This window comes from Acidovorax sp., assembly GCF_016783915.1.
Classification (GTDB): Bacteria; Pseudomonadota; Gammaproteobacteria; order Burkholderiales; family Burkholderiaceae_C; genus Acidovorax.
Map to the genome: position 1 here is coordinate 1 of NZ_JADHVT010000013.1, position 21001 is coordinate 21001.

The 21001-nt window shown below is 66.8% G+C and carries 17 protein-coding genes and 1 pseudogene; 11 read left to right on the forward strand and 7 right to left on the reverse strand.

Going from position 1 to position 21001, the window contains the following annotated elements; genetic code table 11:
- From ISS20_RS04715 to ISS20_RS04730, 4 genes are all read right to left on the reverse strand, one after another.
- Positions 1–895: TIGR03915 family putative DNA repair protein (locus ISS20_RS04715; protein ID WP_291434184.1), on the reverse strand; the 895-nt coding region annotated here is incomplete at its 3' end.
- Positions 896–910: 15 nt separating this feature from the next.
- Positions 911–2185: a putative DNA modification/repair radical SAM protein gene (locus ISS20_RS04720; protein WP_291434186.1), complete on the reverse strand. Its 1275-nt coding sequence runs from the start codon at positions 2183–2185 to the stop codon at positions 911–913.
- Between the two features lie 136 nt (positions 2186–2321).
- Positions 2322–3167 (reverse strand): class III extradiol dioxygenase family protein, encoded by an 846-nt coding sequence (locus ISS20_RS04725; RefSeq protein WP_291434188.1) that lies wholly within the window; start codon positions 3165–3167, stop codon positions 2322–2324.
- A gap of 119 nt (positions 3168–3286) precedes the next feature.
- On the reverse strand, positions 3287–3637 hold the full coding sequence (locus ISS20_RS04730) for a protocatechuate 4,5-dioxygenase subunit alpha (protein WP_291434189.1): 351 nt from the start codon (positions 3635–3637) through the stop codon (positions 3287–3289).
- A gap of 58 nt (positions 3638–3695) precedes the next feature.
- Here ISS20_RS04730 and ISS20_RS04735 point away from each other — a divergent pair, with 58 nt between their 5' ends.
- The gene (locus ISS20_RS04735) at positions 3696–4637 is read left to right on the forward strand and encodes a LysR family transcriptional regulator (RefSeq protein ID WP_291434192.1); all 942 of its coding nucleotides are present in this window, start codon (positions 3696–3698) and stop codon (positions 4635–4637) included.
- Positions 4638–4646: 9 nt separating this feature from the next.
- Here ISS20_RS04735 and ISS20_RS04740 read toward each other — a convergent pair whose 3' ends face one another.
- A complete protein-coding gene (locus tag ISS20_RS04740; RefSeq protein WP_291434194.1) occupies positions 4647–5522 on the reverse strand; it encodes a gamma-glutamyl-gamma-aminobutyrate hydrolase family protein in 876 nt (291 codons plus the stop codon).
- A 293-nt stretch (positions 5523–5815) separates the two neighbouring features.
- Between ISS20_RS04740 and ISS20_RS04745 the strand changes: the two genes are divergently transcribed.
- The 3 genes from ISS20_RS04745 to ISS20_RS04755 all read left to right on the forward strand — a co-directional run bounded on the left by ISS20_RS04745 (position 5816) and on the right by ISS20_RS04755 (position 11820).
- The gene (locus ISS20_RS04745) at positions 5816–9391 is read left to right on the forward strand and encodes a TonB-dependent receptor (protein WP_291434197.1); all 3576 of its coding nucleotides are present in this window, start codon (positions 5816–5818) and stop codon (positions 9389–9391) included.
- Positions 9363–11381: an adenylate/guanylate cyclase domain-containing protein gene (locus tag ISS20_RS04750; RefSeq protein WP_291434198.1), complete on the forward strand. Its 2019-nt coding sequence runs from the start codon at positions 9363–9365 to the stop codon at positions 11379–11381. The genes ISS20_RS04745 and ISS20_RS04750 overlap by 29 nt, the downstream gene beginning before the upstream one ends.
- Before the next feature lie 85 nt (positions 11382–11466).
- Entirely contained in the window at positions 11467–11820 is a 354-nt protein-coding gene (locus ISS20_RS04755; protein WP_291434200.1) for an HPF/RaiA family ribosome-associated protein, read from the forward strand.
- A gap of 183 nt (positions 11821–12003) precedes the next feature.
- On the opposite strand, the gene ISS20_RS04760 is transcribed toward ISS20_RS04755, so the two are convergent.
- The gene (locus ISS20_RS04760) at positions 12004–12969 is read right to left on the reverse strand and encodes a PDR/VanB family oxidoreductase (RefSeq protein WP_291434202.1); all 966 of its coding nucleotides are present in this window, start codon (positions 12967–12969) and stop codon (positions 12004–12006) included.
- Positions 12966–14021: an aromatic ring-hydroxylating dioxygenase subunit alpha gene (locus tag ISS20_RS04765; RefSeq protein ID WP_291434205.1), complete on the reverse strand. Its 1056-nt coding sequence runs from the start codon at positions 14019–14021 to the stop codon at positions 12966–12968. The genes ISS20_RS04760 and ISS20_RS04765 overlap by 4 nt, the downstream gene beginning before the upstream one ends.
- A 270-nt stretch (positions 14022–14291) precedes the next feature.
- Here ISS20_RS04765 and ISS20_RS04770 point away from each other — a divergent pair, with 270 nt between their 5' ends.
- The 7 genes and pseudogenes from ISS20_RS04770 to ISS20_RS04800 all read left to right on the forward strand — a co-directional run bounded on the left by ISS20_RS04770 (position 14292) and on the right by ISS20_RS04800 (position 20989).
- Entirely contained in the window at positions 14292–15068 is a 777-nt protein-coding gene (locus ISS20_RS04770) for a GntR family transcriptional regulator (protein WP_056742974.1), read from the forward strand.
- A gap of 142 nt (positions 15069–15210) precedes the next feature.
- A pseudogene (locus ISS20_RS04775) lies at positions 15211–16398 on the forward strand (ABC transporter substrate-binding protein); the annotation flags it as partial.
- Positions 16399–16642: 244 nt separating this feature from the next.
- On the forward strand, positions 16643–17515 hold the full coding sequence (locus ISS20_RS04780; protein ID WP_060984885.1) for a branched-chain amino acid ABC transporter permease: 873 nt from the start codon (positions 16643–16645) through the stop codon (positions 17513–17515).
- Positions 17515–18510 (forward strand): branched-chain amino acid ABC transporter permease, encoded by a 996-nt coding sequence (locus tag ISS20_RS04785; RefSeq protein ID WP_291434214.1) that lies wholly within the window; start codon positions 17515–17517, stop codon positions 18508–18510. Before ISS20_RS04780 ends, ISS20_RS04785 begins: the two co-directional genes overlap by 1 nt.
- A gap of 1 nt (position 18511) precedes the next feature.
- Positions 18512–19285: an ABC transporter ATP-binding protein gene (locus ISS20_RS04790; RefSeq protein WP_291434216.1), complete on the forward strand. Its 774-nt coding sequence runs from the start codon at positions 18512–18514 to the stop codon at positions 19283–19285.
- Positions 19278–20003: an ABC transporter ATP-binding protein gene (locus ISS20_RS04795; RefSeq protein WP_291434218.1), complete on the forward strand. Its 726-nt coding sequence runs from the start codon at positions 19278–19280 to the stop codon at positions 20001–20003. The genes ISS20_RS04790 and ISS20_RS04795 overlap by 8 nt, the downstream gene beginning before the upstream one ends.
- An 8-nt stretch (positions 20004–20011) precedes the next feature.
- A complete protein-coding gene (locus ISS20_RS04800; protein WP_291434220.1) occupies positions 20012–20989 on the forward strand; it encodes a tripartite tricarboxylate transporter substrate binding protein in 978 nt (325 codons plus the stop codon).
- Positions 20990–21001: the final 12 nt, after the last annotated feature.

A 21001-nucleotide genomic window follows, 5' to 3' on the forward strand; every position in this document is an offset into this window, starting at 1 on the left:
GCGCTGGACTGAGTGGCGCACCACCAGCGGGCAGCGCACGGGGTGTCGTTGTCCCCGCAATGCGCCTGCGCGGCACGGTGGCTTCGGCCTCCACCATCTGCCCGCTGCGCTCGTGCGCCGTCTGCGCCAGCTCGGTGACGAGCGCCGCCTCGGGCAGGTTGCGCCAGTAGCGCGTGGGCATCTCTTTTTTCATCATGGCCAGCTTGAGCCGCGCGGGGTTGAAGATGTGGCGGTAGTAGGTGAGCCACAGCGCCTCGCCCGCATCGGGCGGCGGTGCGTCGCTGCGCTGCGCGCCGGGGCCGGTGTGCAGCTGCTGCCCGTCCCAGCGCACGCTGGCGTCGGGTGTAAGGATGGCCCAGCGCATCTGCGTGAAGCGGCGGATGAAGAAGCCCGCGTTGGCCACGGTGATGTAGTGGTCTGGCTCGAACCAGGCCATATGCAGAGTCTGGCCATCGGGCTCCACCACAGGCCGAAAGCGCACAAAGGCGTGCATCTTGTGGATGTCCCGCCGCACGCTGCGGACCATGTGGTGTGCCAACATGCGGTCGGCGTCCAGCGGGTCGTGCCGCGCGGCTTCGGCTTCGTTGCCGCCCAGCGCCATGCGCCACAGCAGGCGGTACATCAGCGCAAAGCGGGCGGGGTCGCGGTGCAGGATGAGCTGCTCACACAGGTGCACAAAGTCGGGGGGCACGCGTAGCGGCAGCGCATCGGGGGCTGGGCTGGGCAAGGTGTCGCTGGCAGCAGGCTCGAGCGCGAAGAGGTCTTCAGCGGCATCCGCCTGGCAGCGCCAGTCCACCGCCTGGGGAGGCACGTTGGCTTGCACCAGGGCGCGTGCCGCTTGGCGAAAACCGGGCCAGTCGGTGGCGTGGTCCAGCGTGATGGTGTGGCGCTGCATGCGGGCCTCTCCAGCTCAGAACAGGCTGCGCTGCACCGGCGGCGGCGTCAACTGCGCGGCGAGGTCGGCAGCGTCCAGCGCACGGCCGGGGCGGTAGTCGGCCGCCTCCACAAAGGGCAGCACTTTTTTCAGCGGCACGTGCAGCCGCGCCAGGTCCGCATGCCGCAGGCGGCGCACGCGGCGGGCGGCCAGCAGGCGGTCCACCGTCTGCACGCCAAAGCCGGGCACGCGCAGCAGCAGTTCGCGCGGGGCGGTGTTGAGGTTGACCGGAAAACGCTCGCGGTGCGCCAGCGCCCAGGCCAGCTTGGGGTCCATGTCCAGCGCCAGCATGCCCACTTGGGAGGGCGGCACGATCTCGTCGTGGGTGAAGCCGTAAAAGCGCATCAGCCAGTCGGCCTGGTACAGCCGGTGCTCGCGCACCGTGGGTGGTGCGGCCAGCGGCAGGGCGTGGGCCGCGTCGGGGATGGGGCTGAAGGCTGAGTAATACACGCGCCGCAGCTGGTGCGCGCCATACAGCCGCGCGCTGGTGGCGAGGATGGTGCGGTCGCTGGTGGCATCGGCCCCCACGATCATCTGCGTGCTCTGCCCGCCTAGCGCGAAGTGCGGCACGCTGGCGCGGCGTGTGGTGCGCGACTGCGGCATGGACACGATGGTCTGCGCGGCTTGCTCCTTGCGGGCCGCACGCGATTCGCCAATGTGCACCGCCATGCGGGCCATGGACCGGTCGATGGCGGCGCTGTCTTTCTCAGGAGCCAGAGCCTTCAAGCCCTCGGCGGTGGGCAGCTCGATGTTGATGGAGAGGCGGTCGGCATAGCGGCCGGCGCGTTCCATCAGCTCGGGCGATGCGTCGGGGATGGTCTTCAAGTGGATGTAGCCGCGAAAGTCGTGCTCTTCGCGCAGCACGCGGGCCACCTCCACCACCTGCTCCATGGTGTAGTCAGGGCTCTGGATGATGCCGCTGGAGAGGAACAGCCCCTCGATGCAATTGCGGCGGTAAAAGTCCAGCGTGAGCCGCACCACCTCATCGACCGTGAAGCGCGCCCGGGGCACGTTACTGGTCACGCGGTTCACGCAGTACAGGCAGTCGTACTGGCAGAAGTTGGTGAGCAGAATCTTGAGCAGGGAGATGCAGCGCCCGTCCGGCGCGTAGCTGTGGCAGATGCCCATGCCCTCGGTCGAGCCCATGCCGCGCCCGCCCACCGAGTTGCGCGGCGCAGCGCCGCTCGATGCACACGAGGCGTCGTACTTGGCGGCGTCGGCCAGGATGGCGAGTTTGGACTGTAAATTCACTGGATGAATTTACAGTATTTTGATTGCCTGACGCCAGTCTGGGGTCAAGCGATGTCTGCTGCTTGCTCCTAATTTGATAGCTTCAGGTGCTTGTAAATCAAGCGCTTGCAGTCAAAAACCCCCCAAATCTGCTGGATTACACCGTTTCGAGGGCCATCACCGCCGTGGCCGTGTTCGAAATGGGGATGTGGTAGTTGCTGTGCACCCGCCGCACGCCCGCGCTGGCGGTGGACAGCGCCCCGCGCATCGCCAGCCACATCAGCAGCTCCACGCCCTGGGTGCCGGTCTTTTCCACCAGCTCGTGCACGCTGTACTGCGTGGCCCATTCGGGGTTGGTGGTCAGGCTCTCGATGAACTGCAGGTCAAACGCCTTGTTGATAAAGCCTGCGCGCTCGCCATCGAGCTGGTGGCTGAGGCCGCCCGACGCAATCACCGCCACCTTCTTGTCGCTGTCCCAGCTCTGGATCGCCTGGCCCACGGCCTTGCCCAGCGCGTAGCAGCGTTTGGCCGAGGGCAGCGGAAACTGCACGGTGTTGATGCACACAGGGACCACCGTCACCGGGCAATCGCCCTCGGGCCAAAAGAGCTTGAGCGGCAGCGTGCAGGCGTGGTCCACCAGCATCTCCTGGCAGGTGGTCACATCAAACTCCTGGTCGATCAGCGTGTTGATGAGGTGCCACGACAAATCCACCTCGCCTTTGAACGGCGGCAGCGTGGGGATGCCCCAGCCCTCGTCGGCGTTGTTGTATTGGGCCGCTGCGCCCACGGCAAAGGTGGGCATCTTGTCGAGGAAGAAGTTCAGGCCGTGGTCGTTGTAGAACATCACCACCACGTCAGGCTGCTTCTCGCCCAGCCACTGGCGGATGGGCGGAAAGCCGTCGAAGAAGGGCTTCCAGTACGGCTCGTTTTGCAGGCCCTTGTGGATGGCGTTGCCAATGGCCGGGATGTGCGAGGTGCCGAGGCCGCCGATGAGTTGTGCCATTTCGTTTTCCTGATGAAGGTTGTTGTGGCGTGTGTTGTTCAGGCGGCGCCGGGCCGCCCCAAGCCGCCTGAGGCCCCCCTGGGGGGCAGCGAACCACACGCAGTGGGGAGCGTGGGGGCTCAGTCTTTTCCTGCGGCCACGAGCATGGCCTTGAATTCGTCTTTGGTCATGCCCGTCTGCTGCGCGCCGATGTCCTGCATGTCCAGCTTGAAGATGCCGGCAAACTTGGCCAGGTAGTACGCGTTGCCGCCCGCGGCAATCAGCTGCAGAACGTTCTTGGCGCGGATGGCGGCGGCCTGCTGCTCGTTCAGACCGTACTTGCGCATGTACGCCTCTTCGTCGGCCACAAAGGCCTTGCGGTTGGCCTCAACGTTGAACGAAAAGCACATCTTGTTCAGCGCATAGCCCTTGCGGGCTTGGTCGCCATCGAACGGCGTGGTGCCGGGGATCGGGGGGTTGCGGGAAGGCATGGAAGTCTCCGGGTCTTGATGTAAGTCAGTCCGCAGTGTCGCGACGCCATTGCCAAAGATGAAGCCTGAAAACATCATCGAATGCATGAGCAATTTCGATGGATCAGCGCTGGACGGCCACCTGCTGAAGCTGCTGCTGGCGGTGCTGGAGACGGGCAGCATCACGGCGGCGGCCGAGCGCCTGGGCGTGACCCAGTCGGCGGTGAGCCACTTGCTCGACAAGTTGCGCGCCATCACCGGCGACCCGCTGTTTGTGAAACGCGGGCGCGGCATCGTGCCCACCGCGCGCGCCGAGGCCCTGGCCCAGCCCGCGCGCGACATGCTGCACCAGATGCAGCTGTTTGCCCAAGGGGCCGAGTTTGACCCTGCAGCGTGGCAGGCCGAGATGACGATTGCGGCCAACGACTTCCAGCGTGATTTGCTGCTGCCCGCGCTGGCGGCCCGCCTGCGCTGCGCAGCGCCGGGCGTCACGCTGCGCATCGTGCCCAGCGGCGCGCCCAGCGCGGAGCTGCTGCGGTCTGATGCATGCCAGCTCGTCATCAGCCCCCGTCCGCCCGAGGGCACCGACATCGTGCAAAAGCGCTTGTTGGAAGACCAATACCGCGTGTTCTATGACCCGGCCGTGCGCAGCGCTCCGGCCTCAGAGGCGGAGTACCTGGCGGCGGACCACGCCACGGTGGCTTACGAGGCGCACCGGGGGCTGGAACTGGACCGGCAACTGGAAGCACGTGGCGTGCGCCGCCGCTTGGTGGTGCGCGTGCCGGGCTTTGCTGCGCTGCCAGCGTTTGTGCGGGGCACTTCGCTCCTCACCACCGCGCCGTCGCTGATGGGGCGCACTGCATTGGCTGCGCTGGCGGGTGTACCGGTGCCTGTGGCCTGCCCCAGCCTGCCCATGTACCTGATCTGGCATGTGCGCTACCAGCAGGACGCGGCACACCGCTGGCTGCGGGCGCAGCTGCAGGATGTCTCGGCCGCTGTGTTGCCTGTGGAAGGAGCCTGACCCGCAGGGTCAGTCGCGCTGCCGTGACAGCGCCTTGCGCAGCCGCCGCGCCGCCCGCTCCCGCAGCGATGGCGCGGGGCGCGACACAGGTCGCGGGTGCGCCTTGGCCTGCTCACAGGCCGCCAGAAAGTCATTCAGGATGGCCGTGTCGTCCAGCGTATCCGATCCCTGCTTGTGGAACTCCGGGTGCCACTGCGTGGCGGCGATGTAGCCGCGCCCTGGCGCGGGTTGGAGGCGGATGGCTTCGGGCACTCCGTCGGGCTCGCTCAGGGCCTCAACCACAAACTCGGGCGCCACGCGTTTGATGCCCTGGTGGTGAATGCTGTTGACCCGAGCGCGTGGCGTGTTGGGGTACAGCTTGGCCAGGTGCGAGTCGGGAAGGATCTGGATGTCGTGGAAATGCTGGTCGTAGGTGGTGGCGTTGCGGTGCTGCTGCGCGCCGGGGTGCTGTGTCTCGATGTCCTGGTACAGCGCGCCGCCAAAGGCCACGTTGATGAGCTGCAGGCCCCGGCACACGCCGAAGATGGGCTTGCCCACCTGGGCAAAGGCTTTGACCACGGCCAGGTCGTACAGGTCGCGCACGCGGTCGCCCACCCACTCCTCGCGCAGGGGCTCCTCGCCATAGTTGCCCGGCCACACGTCGGCGCCGCCGTGCATCACGATGCCGTCCAGCCATTCGGCATAGTGGTCCAGCGTCACATCGCCACGTGCCGTCTCGCCCGTGGGGCAGGGCACCATCACCACCATGGCACCGGCCGACATCAGCCAGTGGGCGATGGACTGCTCGACGTACTGCAGCGTCTTGCCCTTGAACAGCGGGCGCGCAGGGTCGGCGTGTTGAAAGCAGGCGGACAGGCCAATCTTGAGGCGGGGGGCAGCAGGCATGTGGGAAAGCTCCGGGCAGCGCTTGTGCGCGCGATCAGTGCAGTTGTAGCACCGCGCGCCCTACGGCGTCTGTAGGAAAGGGCCGTGCGGAGCGCCGCCGCGCCCTCCCCGGGTTGACGGGGCGCGCCATCTGTCACAACCTGCTGCGAAATGTGGCTTTCTTCATGAATTGTGTCTGTATGGCTCTTGGGGGCTGGCGAATTTTGTGGGGGTGCTGGCCATAATTTCGGCTCACCCAGCGCGAGGGAGGGGCGCCCGGTGGAGCGATGCATGCCTTCCCCGAAAGCAGAAAAATGTCCCATCCAAGATTCCGTTTGTCCGCCGTGGCTGCGCTGGTGGCCGCGACAGCGGTCGCCTGCCCGCTGGTGGCCCAGGCCACCGTGCCCGCCGGTGCGGCGGCCGAGATCATCAGCCTGCAAGGCACCGGCGACCAGCGTGCCGCCACCGCAGCCGACTGGGGCCCTGCCCGACTGGCCCAGGCGCTGGCCCAGGGCGACTTTGTGCGCACGCGCCAGGCCGCCAAGATGGCGCTGCTGTTCGCGGACGACACCCAGCTGCGACTGCACCAGAACACGGTGCTGCAGGTCAAGGGCGTGGCCACCCCGGCACAGCCCGTGACCACCTTGCTGCTCAACGCCGGCCGCGCCTGGACGCAGACCAAACGCGCCAACGGCAGCCGCCTGAACCTGGAGACACCGGCCGCGACCGCAGCGATCCGTGGCACTGATTGGGACATCAGTGTCGAAGACGATGGCCGCACGCTGATAACGGTGCTCTCGGGCACGGTGGAGTTTTCCAACGCGCAGGGCTCGGTGTCGGTGGGCGCCAACGAAGCGGCGCTGGCCGAAGTGGGCAAGGCCCCGGTCAAGCTGGTGCTGAGCCAGCCGCGAGACCGCATCCAGTGGGTCAACGCGCTGCGGGCCGACCCGGTGCCCCATCTGTCGGCCGAGCCCGTACCTGCAGTGATGGTGCCCGTACGGGATGCCCTGGCGGCGCGCGACCTCGCGGCGGCCCGTGCCGCGCTGGCGCAGGCGCAGGCGCGCACTACCGCAGCGCTTGTATGGGTGGATGTGTTTGATGCGGCCGTGGCCCTGCAGGCGGGCGACCTGCTGGCCGCACGCGGGTCGCTGGCGCGGCAGGTGGCTGCGGTGGACGCCGCGCCGCTGCCCGCGTGGCTCATGCAGTCCGACGTGCAGCTCATGGAGGGCGAAGGGGCTGCAGCGGCCGGTACGCTGCGCACCGCGCTGCAGCGCTGGCCGGCCCACCCGGCCCTGGTGGCGCAGCTTGCGCGGGTGCAGATCCTGAGCGACCGTATGGACGAAGCCGCAGCCACCCTGGCCCCTGCGCAAGGCACAGCCCATGCCGATCTGGCGCTGGTGCGTGCAGAGCTGGCCCGGCGCCGGGGCGATGCGCCCGGCACGCTGGCCGCGTACGCCGAAGCCCAGACGCTGGCACCTGGCGATGCGCGCGCCTGGCAGGGCCTGGGCAGTGCACACACCGAGCGCGAAGACCCACGCCCCGCCCGCGAAAACCTGCGGCGAGCCCTGCAGCTGTCACCGCAGTCGCCCGGCGCCTGGGGCGAGCTGGGCACGCTGGAAACCTTTGTGAACCAGTTCACCGAAGCGGGCCAGGCATTTGCCACCGCGCTGGGCGACAACCCGGCGGATTACGTCGCGCACACCGGCCAGGGGCTGCTGCACCTCAAGCAGGGGCAGCCGGATGCCGCACTGGATGCCTTCTTGCGGGCGGGCGTGATGGAGCCACGCTATGCCCGCGCCAAGACCTGGACCGCCGTGGCGTACTACCAGCTGGGCCGCCATCAGGATGCGCTGACCACTTTGCAGCAGGCGACCGTGTTGGACGACAAGGACCCGGTGCCCTACATGCTGCTTGCGCAGATCCACACCGATCTGTTCCAGCCCGGCGAAGCGGTGGAGGCTGCGCGCGCGGCCGTGGTGCGCATGCCGTACCTCAAGTCGCTCAACCAGGTGGCCAACGACCAGAAGGGCAGTGCCAACCTGGGCGCATCGCTCGCGTTCTTTGGCATGGAGGACTGGGCGCTGGAGATGGCGCAGCAGAGCTTCTACCCCTACTGGGGCGGCAGCCATTTGTTCATGGCAGACCGCTATGCGGGCGAATTCAACAAGAACTCGGCGCTGTTCCAGGGCTTTCTGACGGACCCCATGGCGTTTGGGGGCAGCCAGCGTTATTCGCCGCTGCTGCAGCAGCCCGGCAGCCACGGGTCTGTGGGTATGACCCTGGACCGCGAGTTTTACCGCATGCGTGCGCCAGCGGTCACGCTCAACGGCCTGGACAACAGCCATGTGCCCGTGTCGTGGTTCTTCAAGGCGCAGACGGCGGATGTGAGTGCCTATCCGTTCGACCTGCAGGTCAACCGACTTCCTGCCATGCGCGCGGGCGAGGGAGACCTGCGTGCCCATGCCATCACCGCTGGGGTGGGCATGCAGCCCACCGAGCGCATCAACCTGTTTGCCTACGCCAACCAGTTCAGCATGCGCCTGCGCGGCCAGAACGCGCAGGAGACGGCGCTGGACGACACCGTCACCCAGGGGGCCCTGGGTATGGCCTATCGATGGGGGCCGACCGAGCAGACCTGGATCAAGCTGGGCCGCAGCGTGGACAACCTGCAATTGCTGCGCTACCCCACGGCCTACATCGAGCCACCTTTCCTGACCGTCATGGGCGTGAGCAGTGCCCCTCGCAAGGACTTCAGCGACATTCAGCTACGCCACACCGTGGACACCACCCCCGGCAGCCGCTGGAGCGTAACGCTAGAGCATGTGCGCGAGCGCCAGAACAACCTTTTGGCGGGCGAGGCCGCTGTGGTGGCAGACATTCCCGGCGTGGGCCTGTACCGCGACTACCTCGTCCTGGCAGGCTACAACCGCATTGACCGTCGTTACACCGGCCTCACGCTGGCGACTACCCAGCGGCTCGACCCGGCGCTGACCCTGGACGCAGCCCTGGGCCTGCAACAGATCCGCCACCGTGTGGACGGCCTCACGCAGAGCTATCTGGTGGGGCTGGATGCTCTCAGTGAAGACCAGGCCCGCCGCGCGGACACCGAGCGCGTGGTCACGCCGCGCCTGGGCGCGGTGTGGCAGCCCGCTGCGGGCACCACGTTGCGTGTGGCCTACCAGGACTGGTTGCGGCCCCTGAGCGTCTCCACCCTTGCCAGCGTGGAGACCGCAGGCATCCCTGTCGAAGATCGGCTGGTGGAAGCCGGTGGCCGCCACAAGCGCACAGTGGCGCAGCTGGGCATGGAGGTGGGAGCCAACACCTTCTTGGGCCTGCGCGCTGACCATCTGCGGGTGAACAACCCGGGTACCGTCGGGGTGGACCTGCGCACGCCCAGCCTGCCGTTCCTCGAAGAGATGCGCAACGCGCAGCTCGTCAACCTGTCCACCAGCGACCTGCTGGAAGACACGCCGAGTTTTGAGCGTGGCACGCTGCAGACCTTGGGTGGCACGGTCAACCACATGTTCAGCCGCCGCTGGTCGGGCTACGCCAAGTACCTGTACCAGCACAGCGAAAGCCGCTTGCTCGACGTTGGTGCCGAGGTGGTGGGGCGCATTCCCTACATCCCGCGCCATACCGTGGCACTGGGCGCCACCTGGGCCAGCGCGCAGCGCCTGTACCTGAGCGCGCGCGCGGTGTACCGGTCCGAGCGGTTTGAGGACAAGGAGAACCTCACGCGCCGCGCGCCGGGCTGGGGCGTGGACCTGATGGGTTTCTGGGAAACCCAGGACAAACGCTGGGTGGTGGGCTTTGCTGCCTTGAACCTGTGGGCGCCCAAGTCCGACCGGCAAAAGACCCGCTATGTTCTGGATGCGCGCTACCGCTTCTGATCTGGCGACGGTGCCGCACACCCGCCGCCAGCGGTGGCTCTCGCTGGCGGCGGGTGTGCTGGCGCTGCTGCTGGTGGGGGTCGCCACGCTCAGCCGCACCTGGCACGTGCTGGAGTTCAAGACCTTCGATGTGCTGACGGCGTGGGCGGCGCCCCATCGCACGGCCGTGCCGGTGGTGATTCTTGCGATCGACGAGCCGACGTTTCAGGAGCTGCAGCAGACTTGGCCGTTTCCGCGCAGCGTGCATGCGGCGCTGCTGGAGCGGTTGCGCGCAGACGGCGCCCTGGCCGTGGGGCTGGACATTGTTTTTGCCGAACCCACCACCGAGGCCGAGGACGCAGCGCTGGACCGCACGATTGCCCAGGCGGGGCATGGTTTGCCCGTGGTGCTGGCCTCCACCCGCGAGAAGATCGACAGTGCCAATGCCGCGCTGTGGATGGACATCCAGCCGCTGCAGCGGTTTCTCGATGCGGGCGCCGATGCGGGCGATGCCGGGGTGGAGCCGGACGACGACTTCGTGGTGCGCCGCGCCCCCGTCGCGCGCGAAGGCTTTGCGCTGCGGCTGGCCCAGCGCGTGACCGAGGCGCGCGGCCAGACACCGGCGCTGCACCACTTCGACTGGATCGGCTACCGGGGACCGCGTGGCACGTTCGACACGCGCTCGTTCTACCAGGCGCTGGAGCCGGGGTTGCTGCCTGCAGGCTTCTTCAAGGGCAAGATCGTGCTGGTGGGGCGCTCGGCGCGCACCGCCACCGAGCTGGCGCACTCGCAGGCCGACCTGTTCAATTCGCTGTTTGGCACGGCGGGCGGTGAGCGGCTTTTCCCGGGCGTGGAGCTGCAAGCCACGCTGCTGGACAACTATCTCTCCGGCGGCGGGCTGCGCAGCATGTCGGACGCATGGACCCTGGCGATCACCGTGCTGCTGCTGCCGGTGCTGCTGTGGGCCAGCCGACGCCTGCATCCGGCGGGCGCGGCGGCACTGACTGCAGCGCTGGTGGTGGCGATGGGCGCGGTGTCTTGGGGGCTGTTTGTCAGCTTGCGCCTGTGGTGGCCGCCGCTGCTGCCTGCGGTGGCTGCGGTGGCCATCTATGGGGCGGCTGCGTTGGTGGGCTATGCGGTCGTGCGCCAGCGCGCGCGCCAGACCCGGGCGATGTTTGCACAGTACGTGCCGCCCGCCGTGGTCTCGCGCCTCATTGCCCAGCCCGAGCTGATGCGCCTGGGCGGCGAGGCACGCGAGGTCACGCTCATGTTCACTGACCTGGCCAACTTCACCACGCTGTCCGAGCAGCTCAGTGCCGAGCAGACGGTGGAGGTCCTCACCGGCTACTTCAACGCCATGACGCCCATCGTGCACGCCACGGGCGGCACCGTGGACAAGTTCATTGGCGACGCGGTGATGGCCTTCTGGGGTGCGCCGCTGGACGACCCGCAGCATGCTGAACACGCCGTGGCCGCTGCCATCGCCATGCAGCAGGCCATGCAGGCGCTGGTGGCCGACCTGCGTGCGCGCGGGCTGCCGCCTATCCACATGCGCATCGGCCTGCACACGGGGCGTGTGGTGGTGGGCAACGTGGGTTCGGACCAGCGCTTTTCGTACACAGCCATTGGCGACGCGGTTAACCTGGCTGCGCGGCTGGAGGGCGCCAACAAGGCGTTTGGCACCGGCATCCTGCTGTCGGCCGCCACCGCAGCGCAGCTGCCGCCGACAGTGGCATTGCGCGCACTGGACGATGTGATCGTCAAAGGCAAGACCGAGCCCGTGCGCGTGTTCACACCGTGCGACGATGCAGCCGTGCGCGATGCCAGCCTGACCGCGCTGACCACCTTCCATGCGCGCGACTGGGCCGAGGCCGAGTCGCAACTGCGAACGGTGCTGGAGCGGCTGCCCGGCGACCTGGCTGCCACGCGCCTCTTGGAGCGTGTGGACGAAGCGCGGGCGGTGTCCGCCGATACCCCCTGGCAACCCGCCGTGGCGCTGGACAAACTGTAAACATCCTTTGACATGTATTTACCGGGGGTATGGATACGGGTGCCATGATGGGGGCTTCGCAACTTCATCAGGAAGGACTCTCCCCATGCAAGTACAAGTCAACACAGACGACCACATCCACGGCGGCGAATCACTGACCCACTGGATCACTGACGAGTGCAAGAGCCGGCTGTCCCGCTTTCAGGACCATGTGACGCGGCTGGAGGTGTTTCTCTCCGACGTGGATGCGGGCAAGTCCGGCGCCAATGACAAGCGCTGCCGCATCGAGGCACGCGTCACCGGTCGCCAGCCCGTCACCGTGACCGATGAGGCCGACAAGATGGCCAACGCCTTCATCGGCGCGGCCGACAAGCTGGCCCGCGCCCTTGACACCGACCTGGGTCGCGCCAAGGACCGCAACGGCCGCGACACCATCCGCACGGCGGTGGCGGAAGAGTAGTGAAAGTAGCGCTGCACAAGCCTCTCGCCCGCAGCGCATCCCTGGCTGGGGGGCCTTGCAGCGTTGTTTTGAGCTAAAAAGGCCGCAGGCGCATGATTGATGTGCGCTGGCAGCTATTAATTCAGGAGTAAATGCAGAAGGCGCTGCAGCCAAAAAGTTGCAGCGCCGTTTGTTTTTCGCCGCCTACAAATCCAGCACCAGCAGCTTGCTGCGCGCGCGAGAGCAGCAGGGCATGAACTGCTCGTTGGCTGCCTTTTCCTCGTCCGTCAGGTACATGTCGCGGTGGTCCACCTCGCCCTCCAGCACGCGCGTGAGGCAGGTTCCACACACGCCCTGCTCGCACGAGGTCAGGATGTCGATGCCTTCAACGCGCAGCGCTTCCACCACCGACACGTCGGGTGCAATGGTGTAGACCTTGCCGGTGCTGGCAATGCGCACCTCAAAGCCCTGATCGCCCGAGGTGTCCTGCGCGGGGGCACCAAAGTATTCAAGGTGGATATGGTCCTGCGCCCAGCCCAGGGCCTTGGCGGTGGTCACCACATGGTCGATGAAGCCTGCCGGGCCGCACACATACAGGCGCTTGTCAGGGTCGGGCGCAGCCAGCACGGCGGCGGTGTCCAGCTTCTGCTCGGGGGCGCCGGCATCAAAGTGAAAGTGGGCGTGGGGCGCAATCGCCGATGCGGCAATTTCGGCGGCAAACGCCGTGCGTTCGGCAGAGCGTGTGCAGTAGTGCAGCGCAAAGTCAGCACCCGTGCGCGCCAGCCGATCGGCCATGCACAGCAGCGGCGTGACGCCAATGCCGCCTGCCAGCAGCAGGGTGTGCTGTGCAGGGTGCAGCGCAAAGTGGTTGCGCGGCGTGCTGATGGCGATCACGTCGCCCTCATGCACGCTGTCATGCATGGCGACCGAGCCGCCGCGCGATGCCGCGTCGCGCAACACGGCGATGCGGTAGCGGTGCGACTCGTGCGAGGCGTTGCACAGCGAGTACTGCCGCGTCAGCCCGCCTGGCAAGTGCACATCGATGTGCGAGCCTGCGCTGAAGGGCGGCAGCGCAGCGCCATCCACGCGCGCCAGCTCATAGCTGGCGATGCCTTCGGCTTCGATCTGCTTCTTGACGACGCGGACCTGCAGGGTCTCCTGCGCGGTCATGCGGCCACTCCCTGCGATGCGGCAGGCGCGCGTTCTGCCGCCAGCAGGCGGTCCAGGATCTTGCGCGACTGCACGCCACCCGCATCGATGTTGAGCATGAGCAGCTTGCGGTCGGGGTAACGCAGCAGGTTTTCCTGCTGCAGCTCCAGCATCTGCTGGTCCTCCGCAAAGATCTTGCCCTGGCCGTCACGGATCTGGGTGGTGAGCGACGGGTCCTGCGGCTTGAAGTTGCGCGCCATGCCCCAGAAGTAGTGGATGGAGGTCTCGGTCTCGGGTGTGATGAAGTCCACCACGATGCTCGATGCCTTCTTGTCGGCCGGGGCGTTGTAGCCGCCGTGGCCCGCCAGCGCCACGCCCACCTCGATCAGCACATGGCTGGGCGGCGTGAAGTGGCAGATCTGCCAGCGGTCCACCGGCTGGTCGTCGGGCAGGCCGTTCATGCGCAGCGCCATCTTCCAGAACGGCGGTGCCTCGATGCCTTCCATGAAGCGGCTGGTGATCACCTCCTCACCCTCCACGCGGGTTTTGCAGGGCACCTCGTCGATTTCCTTCTGGCCGATGCTGGTGGAATGCACATAGGTCTCGTGCGTCAGGTCCATCAGGTTGTCGATCATCAGGCGGTAGTCGCAGGCGATGTGATACAGCCCGCCACCGTAAGCCCATTCGGGGTTGTTCGCCCAGGGCAGGTGGTGGATGGTGGCGGGGTCGGCCTTGTCGACTTCACCCGGCCACACCCAGATGAAGCCATAGCGTTCCACCACCGGAAAGCTGCGCGCCTTGGGGAACCCCTGCACGCGCTGGCCGGGCATGGACACCGACTTGCCCGTGCATTCCACCCGCAGGCCGTGGTAGCCGCACTGCAGGTGGCCTTCGCATACCGTGCCCAGCGACAGCGGGGCGCCCCGGTGGGGGCAGAAGTCGTCCAGCGCGGCGACCTGATCGGGCGCGGGGCGGTAGAACACGATCTTCTCGCCGCAGATGGTGCGGCCCAGGGGCTTGTCCGCGATCTCGTCGGGCGTGCAGGCTACGTACCAGGCGTTCTTGGGATACATGGTTGTCTCTCTCCGTGGGTGGATGGTGTCGTTGCAGGCTTGGTATACAGCCCGCTCGCAGATCGCAGGCTAGGTGGGGCGATTGTGCGAAAAAGGCGAGTTTATGTATACATAGTAAAGGCGTAAAGCAGCTATTGCACTCTGGCATATCTTCTAACTTGTTGTTTTGTAATGTGTTGAAGTGTTTTTGAGTGGATGTTGTTTTGGTTTGTGTATACATTGCGCTGACTGACTCTCTCCCCCTCGCTGGTCGTATCGCTCCCTATCGCCATGAACCCTCCCGAACCCCTGACTATTGCTCTACCGGCCGAGGCCGCCGAGGCAGGTACCTCGCAGGCCGTCAAGGCGCAATTGCGCCTGCGCGAGATGATCCTGGCGGGCGAGCTGCCCGGCGGCGCCCGCATTGCCGAGCTGACCCTCGTCGAGAAGCTGGGGGTGTCGCGCACGCCCATTCGCGCCGCGCTGATGCGGCTGGAGCAGGAGGGCCTGCTGCACCGCCTGCCCGGTGGCGGCTACGCCGTGCGCACGTTCTCTGAAACCGATGTGGCCGACGCCATTGAACTGCGCGGCACCATGGAAGGCCTGGCCGCCCGGCTGGCTGCAGAACGTGGCGTGGCCCCCGCCCTGCTGGCCGAGGCCCACGCTTGCCTGGACGCCATTGACAGTGCTCTGGCCCCGCCCACGCTGGATGACGAAGGTTTTTCGCGCTATGTGGAGCTGAATGCACGGTTTCACCTGCTGCTCAGCCGCATGGTGGGCAGCGATGTGGTGGCGCGGGAGCTGGACCGGGTCAAGGGCCTGCCGTTTGCGTCGCCCTCTGCGTTTGTGGTGGTGCAGACGCATTCGGCCCAGGCGCGTGACATGTTGGTGGTGGCGCAGGACCAGCACCGCCAGGCGCTGGACGCCATCGAGCGGCGCGAAGGCGCGCGGGCCGAGGCCATCCTGCGTGAGCACTCGCGCATCACCCGGCGCAACCTGCTGGCGGCGGTGCAGGCGTCGCAGGTGCAGGGCTTGCCCGGTGTACAGCTGATCCGCGAGCGGGCATAACGGTCAGTACGGGCCTGCTGCACCCCGTTAGTTATTGCATTTGGCGATACCTGAATGCTTGAATTTGCGCTTGTGAAATAACCCAGCCCACGCGAAACTCCCGCCAGCATTTTCTGTATACAACGACTTTCCACAGGAGACAACGATGCAAAAACGCCACCTTCTTCGTGCCTCGGCTGCCGCCGCCATCGCGCTGTCCACCGGCCTGACCGTGTTGCCCGCCGTGGCGCAGGACAACGTGTTCAAGATCGGCCTGGTTCTGCCCATGACCGGCCAGCAAGCCACCACCGGCCGCCAGATCGAAGCCGCAGCGCGCCTGTACATGGCCCAGAACGGCGACATGGTGGGTGGCAAGAAGGTCCAGCTCATCATCAAGGACGACACCAGCCTGCCTGACGTGACCCGCCGCCTGGCCCAGGAGCTGGTCGTCAACGAAAAGGTCAACGTGCTCGCCGGCATGGGCATCACGCCCTCGGCCATGGCCACCGCCCCGCTGGCCACGCAGTCCAAGACCCCCCTGGTGGTGATGGCTGCCGCCACGTCCAGCATCACCGAGGCCTCGCCCTATGTGGTGCGCACCAGCTTCACGCTGCCGCAAGTGTCGGTGGCGCTGGCCGACTGGGCACCCAAGAACGGCATCAAGAAGGTCGTGACCCTGGTGAGCGACTACGGCCCCGGCATCGACGCCGAAAAGTTCTTCAACCAGCGCCTCACGTTCAACGGCGGCCAGGTGACCGAAGCCCTGCGCGTGCCGCTGCGCAACCCCGACTTCGCTCCCTTCCTGCAGAAGGTGCGCGACGCCAAACCCGACGCACTGTTTGTCTTTGTGCCCTCGGGCGCGGGCGCTGCGGTGATGAAGCAGTTCCTGGAGCGCGGCATGGACAAGGCTGGCATCAAGCTCATCGGCACCGGCGACGTGACGGACGACGATCAACTCAACGACATGGGCGACGGCGCCCTGGGCGTGGTCACCTCGCACCACTACTCGGCGGCGCACCCCTCGCCCATGAACAAAAAGTTCGTGGAAGCCTTCGAGAAGGCGAACAAGGGCCTGCGCCCCAACTTCATGGCCGTGGGCGGCTATGACGGCATGCGCGTGATCTATGAAGCGCTCAAGACCACCAAGGGTGCCGGCGGCGGTGACGCCCTGCTGGCCGCCATGAAGGGCCAGATCTTCGAAAGCCCGCGCGGCAAGGTGTTCATCGATGCGCAGACCCGCGACATCGTGCAGGACGTGTACCTGCGCAAGGTGGAGCGTGTGAACGGCCAGCTGTACAACGTGGAGTTCGACGTGATCAAGGACGTCAAGGACCCCGGCAAGACTAAATAAGCCCCCCTGAGCCGCTGCGCGGCTTCCCCCGGAGGGGGACGCCGCCAGCGCGGCGGGGCGGCCCTTGTGCGGCGGCCGCTGGTCTGGGCCGCGCCAGTATTTACGGGCAGGCTCCCTCTCGATCCGTTCGGGCTGAGCCTGTCGAAACCGGGGGCCGCAGGTTGAACGTCCGGCTTTGGTGATTCGTCGCACTTCCACAGCCCTGAGCAGGGTGGTGCACTTTTGTCTTCAATGAAGTGATTTCATGCTGACCATTCTTTTCGACGGCGTTGCCTACGGCATGCTGCTGTTCATCCTGGCAGTCGGCCTGGCCGTGACCATGGGGCTGATGAACTTCATCAACCTCGCGCACGGGGCCTTTGCCATGGCGGGGGGCTACATCACCGTGCTGCTCATGCAGCGGCTGGATGTGCCCTTCCTCGTCTGCCTGCCCATCGCCTTTGTCGGTACGGCCTTGCTGGGCGGCGTGCTGGAGCGCACGCTGTACCGCCCGCTGTACCACAAGGCCCACCTGGACCAGGTGCTGTTCTCCATTGGCCTGGTGTTCATGGCCGTGGCCAGCGTGGACTATTTTGTGGGCTCCACGCAGCAGATCATGCAGCTGCCCGAATGGCTCAAGGGCCGTACCGAGATCGGCAGCGGCGCATTGATGCTGGGCATGGGTCACTACCGCCTTTTCATCATCGCGGTGTGCGCGGCGCTCACCGTGGGCTTGCAGTACGTGCTGACCAAAACGCGCTTTGGCAGCCGCCTGCGCGCCAGTGTGGACGACCAGCGCGTGGCTGCGGGCATGGGCATCAACGTGAACATCGTGTTCCTGTCCACCTTTGCGTTTGGCTCGGGTTTGGCGGGGCTGGGTGGCGCGCTGGGTGCTGAAGTGCTGGGGCTCGACCCGAGCTTCCCGCTCAAGTTCATGATCTACTTTTTGATCGTGGTGGCTGTGGGCGGCACATCCTCCATCACCGGCCCGCTGCTGGCTGCGCTGCTGCTCGGCATTGCCGATGTGGCGGGCAAGTACTACATCCCCAAGCTGGGCGCTTTCATTGTGTACAGCCTCATGATCCTGATCCTGATCTGGCGCCCCCAGGGCCTCTTTGTGCGCAAGGGGGGCAAGTGATGACGAACCCGCAAAACACCTTGCTGCAGGCCCGGCGCTTTCGCTGGTGGGAGCCCGTGCTGTGGCTGCTGGCCTTTGCCGCGCCCCTGGCGTTGCCGAGCCACGCGCTCATCATCAACGAGATCGCCATTGTGGCGCTGTTTGCGATTTCGCTGGACCTCATCCTGGGATACACGGGCATCGTCTCGCTGGGCCACGCGGCTTTCTTCGGGCTGGGCGGCTACGCGGCCGCGCTGTTTGCCAAGCATGTGATGCCCGACCCGCTGGTGGGCCTGGCCGTGGGCATTGGCGCGGCCACCGTGCTGGGCGCCGTGGCGTCGCTCACCATCATGCGCGGCACCGATCTCACCCGCCTCATGGTCACGCTGGGTGTGGGCCTGGTGATGCTGGAGCTGGCCAACAAGCTCGACTGGCTGACCGGCGGTGCCGACGGCCTGCAGGGCGTGATGATGGGCCCGGTGCTTGGCAAATTTGAGTTCGACCTGTACGGCCGCACGGCCGCGTGGTATTCGCTCACCGTGCTGCTGGTGTTCTTCCTCATCGCGCGCCGCATCGTGCAGTCGCCTTTTGGTGCCACGCTCAAGGCCATCCGCGACAACCGGCTGCGCGCCATGGCCATCGGCATTCCGGTCACGGCCAAGCTGGCGCAGGTGTACACGCTGGCCGCTGCGCTGGCCGGTGCTGCGGGCGCACTGCTCACGCAGACCACGGGCTTTGCCTCGCTCGATCTGTTCGAGTTCCACCGCTCGGCCGACGTGATGCTGATCCTGGTGATCGGCGGCGTGGGCTGGCTGTACGGCGGCATCCTCGGCGCCATTGGCTTCAAGCTGCTGCAGGACGTGATCTCGTCCATCACACCGCAGTACTGGACCTTCTGGGTGGGCTTGTTCCTGGTGGTGCTGGTACTCGTCGGGCGCGACCGTCTGTTCCGCCCCTGGACCTGGTTTGGCGCCGGTCGCAAGGCCGGGGTTGCCTCCAAAGCGGGAGGCCATTGATATGAACACGACAACCTCCACCACCGTGCTATCGGCCAAGGGTCTGGTCAAGCGTTTTGGCGGCATCACAGCCACCAACAACGTTACGCTGAACCTGCAAAAGGGCGCACGCCATGCGCTCATTGGCCCCAATGGCGCGGGCAAGACCACGCTCATCAACCTGCTGACCGGCGTGCTGGAGCCCACCGAAGGTTCCATCACCCTCGAAGGCCAGGACATCACGCGCCTGGCGCCACACCAGCGCGTGCAGCGCGGCATGGTGCGCACGTTCCAGATCAACCAGCTGTTCGACACCCTCACGCCGCTGGAGACACTGGCGCTCACCGTGTCGCAGCAGCAGGGCCTGGGCGGCAAGTGGTGGCAACCGCTGGGTGCGCGCAAGGCGGTCACCGAACGTTGCGAGCAACTGCTGGAGCAGTTTCACCTGACCTCCGTCATGGCCGAGGAAACGCGCGTGCTGGCCTACGGCAAGCGCCGCCTGCTGGAGATTGCGATTGCGCTGGCCTGCGAGCCGCGTGTGCTGCTGCTCGACGAGCCCGTGGCTGGCGTGCCTGCGGGCGAGCGCGAAGAACTGCTGCAGACCGTGGCGGCCTTGCCCGCCGATGTGTCAGTGCTTTTGATCGAACACGATATGGACCTGGTTTTCAGCTTTGCCAACCGCATGACGGTCCTGGTCAACGGCACGGTGCTCACCGAGGGCGACCCGGACACGATTGCCAACGACCCGCAGGTGAAGGCTGTCTACCTCGGCCATGGGGAGGACACCCATGTCTGAGTTGCTGCGCATTGAAGGCCTGAGCGCAGGCTATGGCGAGGCGGTGGTGCTGCAAGGGGTTTCACTGGCCCTGCCCGAAGGCGACACGCTGGCCCTGCTGGGTCGCAACGGCACGGGCAAGACCACGCTCATCAATACGCTGGCCGGGGCCACGCGCCAGCACGCTGGCAGCGTGACCCTGGGCGGTGTGGCGCTGCACAAGTTGGCGTCGCATGAACGTGCAGCGGCCGGCATCGGCTGGGTGCCGCAAGAGCGCAATATCTTCAAGTCGCTCACCGTGCACGAGAACCTCACGGCCGTGGCGCGCCCGGCACGTAAAGGCTCGACCGCGCGGCAGTGGACGCCCGAGCGCGTGTACGAGATGTTCCCTCGCCTGGCCGAGCGCAAGACCAATCTGGGCACGCAGCTGTCGGGTGGCGAGCAGCAGATGCTGGCCGTGGGCCGCGCGCTGGTGCTCAACCCGCGCCTGCTGCTGCTCGACGAGCCGCTCGAAGGCCTGGCGCCCATCATCGTGGAAGAGCTGCTGCGCGCCATCCGGCGTATCACGCGCGAAGAGGGCCTGTCGGCCATCATCGTGGAGCAGCACCCGCAAGCCATCCTGGCCATCTCCGACCGCGCGGCTGTGCTGGACCGGGGCACGGTGGTGCACACCGGCAGCGCTGCCGAGCTGAGCGCGCAGCCCGAGCTGCTGGACCGCCTGCTGGGCGTGGCACGGTAGCGCGCGCCATGCAAGCCGTGCACCGCAGAACCCTTCTGGCTTGGCTGGCAGCGTCGTTCGGTGGTGCGGCCAGCGCGCAGGCCGCCTTCCCTTCACGCCCGTTGCGCATCGTCGTGCCCAATGCGGCGGGCGGCGCGGCCGACATCACGGCGCGCACGGTGGGCCAGAAGATCGCCGGCCCGCTGGGGCAAAGCGTGGTCATCGAGAACAAGCCCAGCGCCGGCGGCGTGGTGGCAGGCGACCTGGTAGCGCGCGCCGAGCCAGACGGCCACACGCTGCTGCTGGTGAGCAGTGGCACGGCGGTGAGCGCCGCGCTGTTCCAGTCGCTGCCGTTCGACACGCTCAAGGACTTTGCACCCGTCTCGCTGCTGGCCACCTTCGACCTGGCCGTGGTGGTGAAGGAGGGCGGGCGCTTCGCCACCCTGGCCGAGCTGCTTGCCTACGCCCGTGCCCACCCGGGCAAGCTCAACATCGGCACCCCGCAGATCGGCACCACGCAGAACCTGGCGGCCGAGCTGTTCAAGGTGACGGCGGGCATCGATGCGCAGGTGGTGCCTTTCAACGGCACGCCGCCCGTCATCACGGCGCTGCGGGGCGGCGAGATCGACGTGATGATCGACATCCTGGGTGGCCTCATGCCGCAGATCGGTGCCAAGGCATTGCGGCCGCTGGCGGTGATGGGCGCGCAGCGTGCGGCGCAGCTGTCCGATGTGCCCACGGTGCGCGAAAGCGGCGGGCCGCTGACGGGCTTCAACGTCACGTCGTGGAACGGTCTGGCCGTGCCCGCCAAGACTCCTGTTGCGGTGGTGGAGCGTCTTTCGCGCGAGGTGCAGGCCGCACTGGCCCTTCCCGACGTGAAAAAGCGCCTGCTGGAACTGAACCTGAACGCCCAGGGCAGTACGCCCGCGCAGCTGGGCGAGCACCTGGCGGCCGATGTGCGCCTCTGGAGCGACGTGATCGCCAGGGCCAAGATCGCGCGGCAGTGAGCACCACCGCTG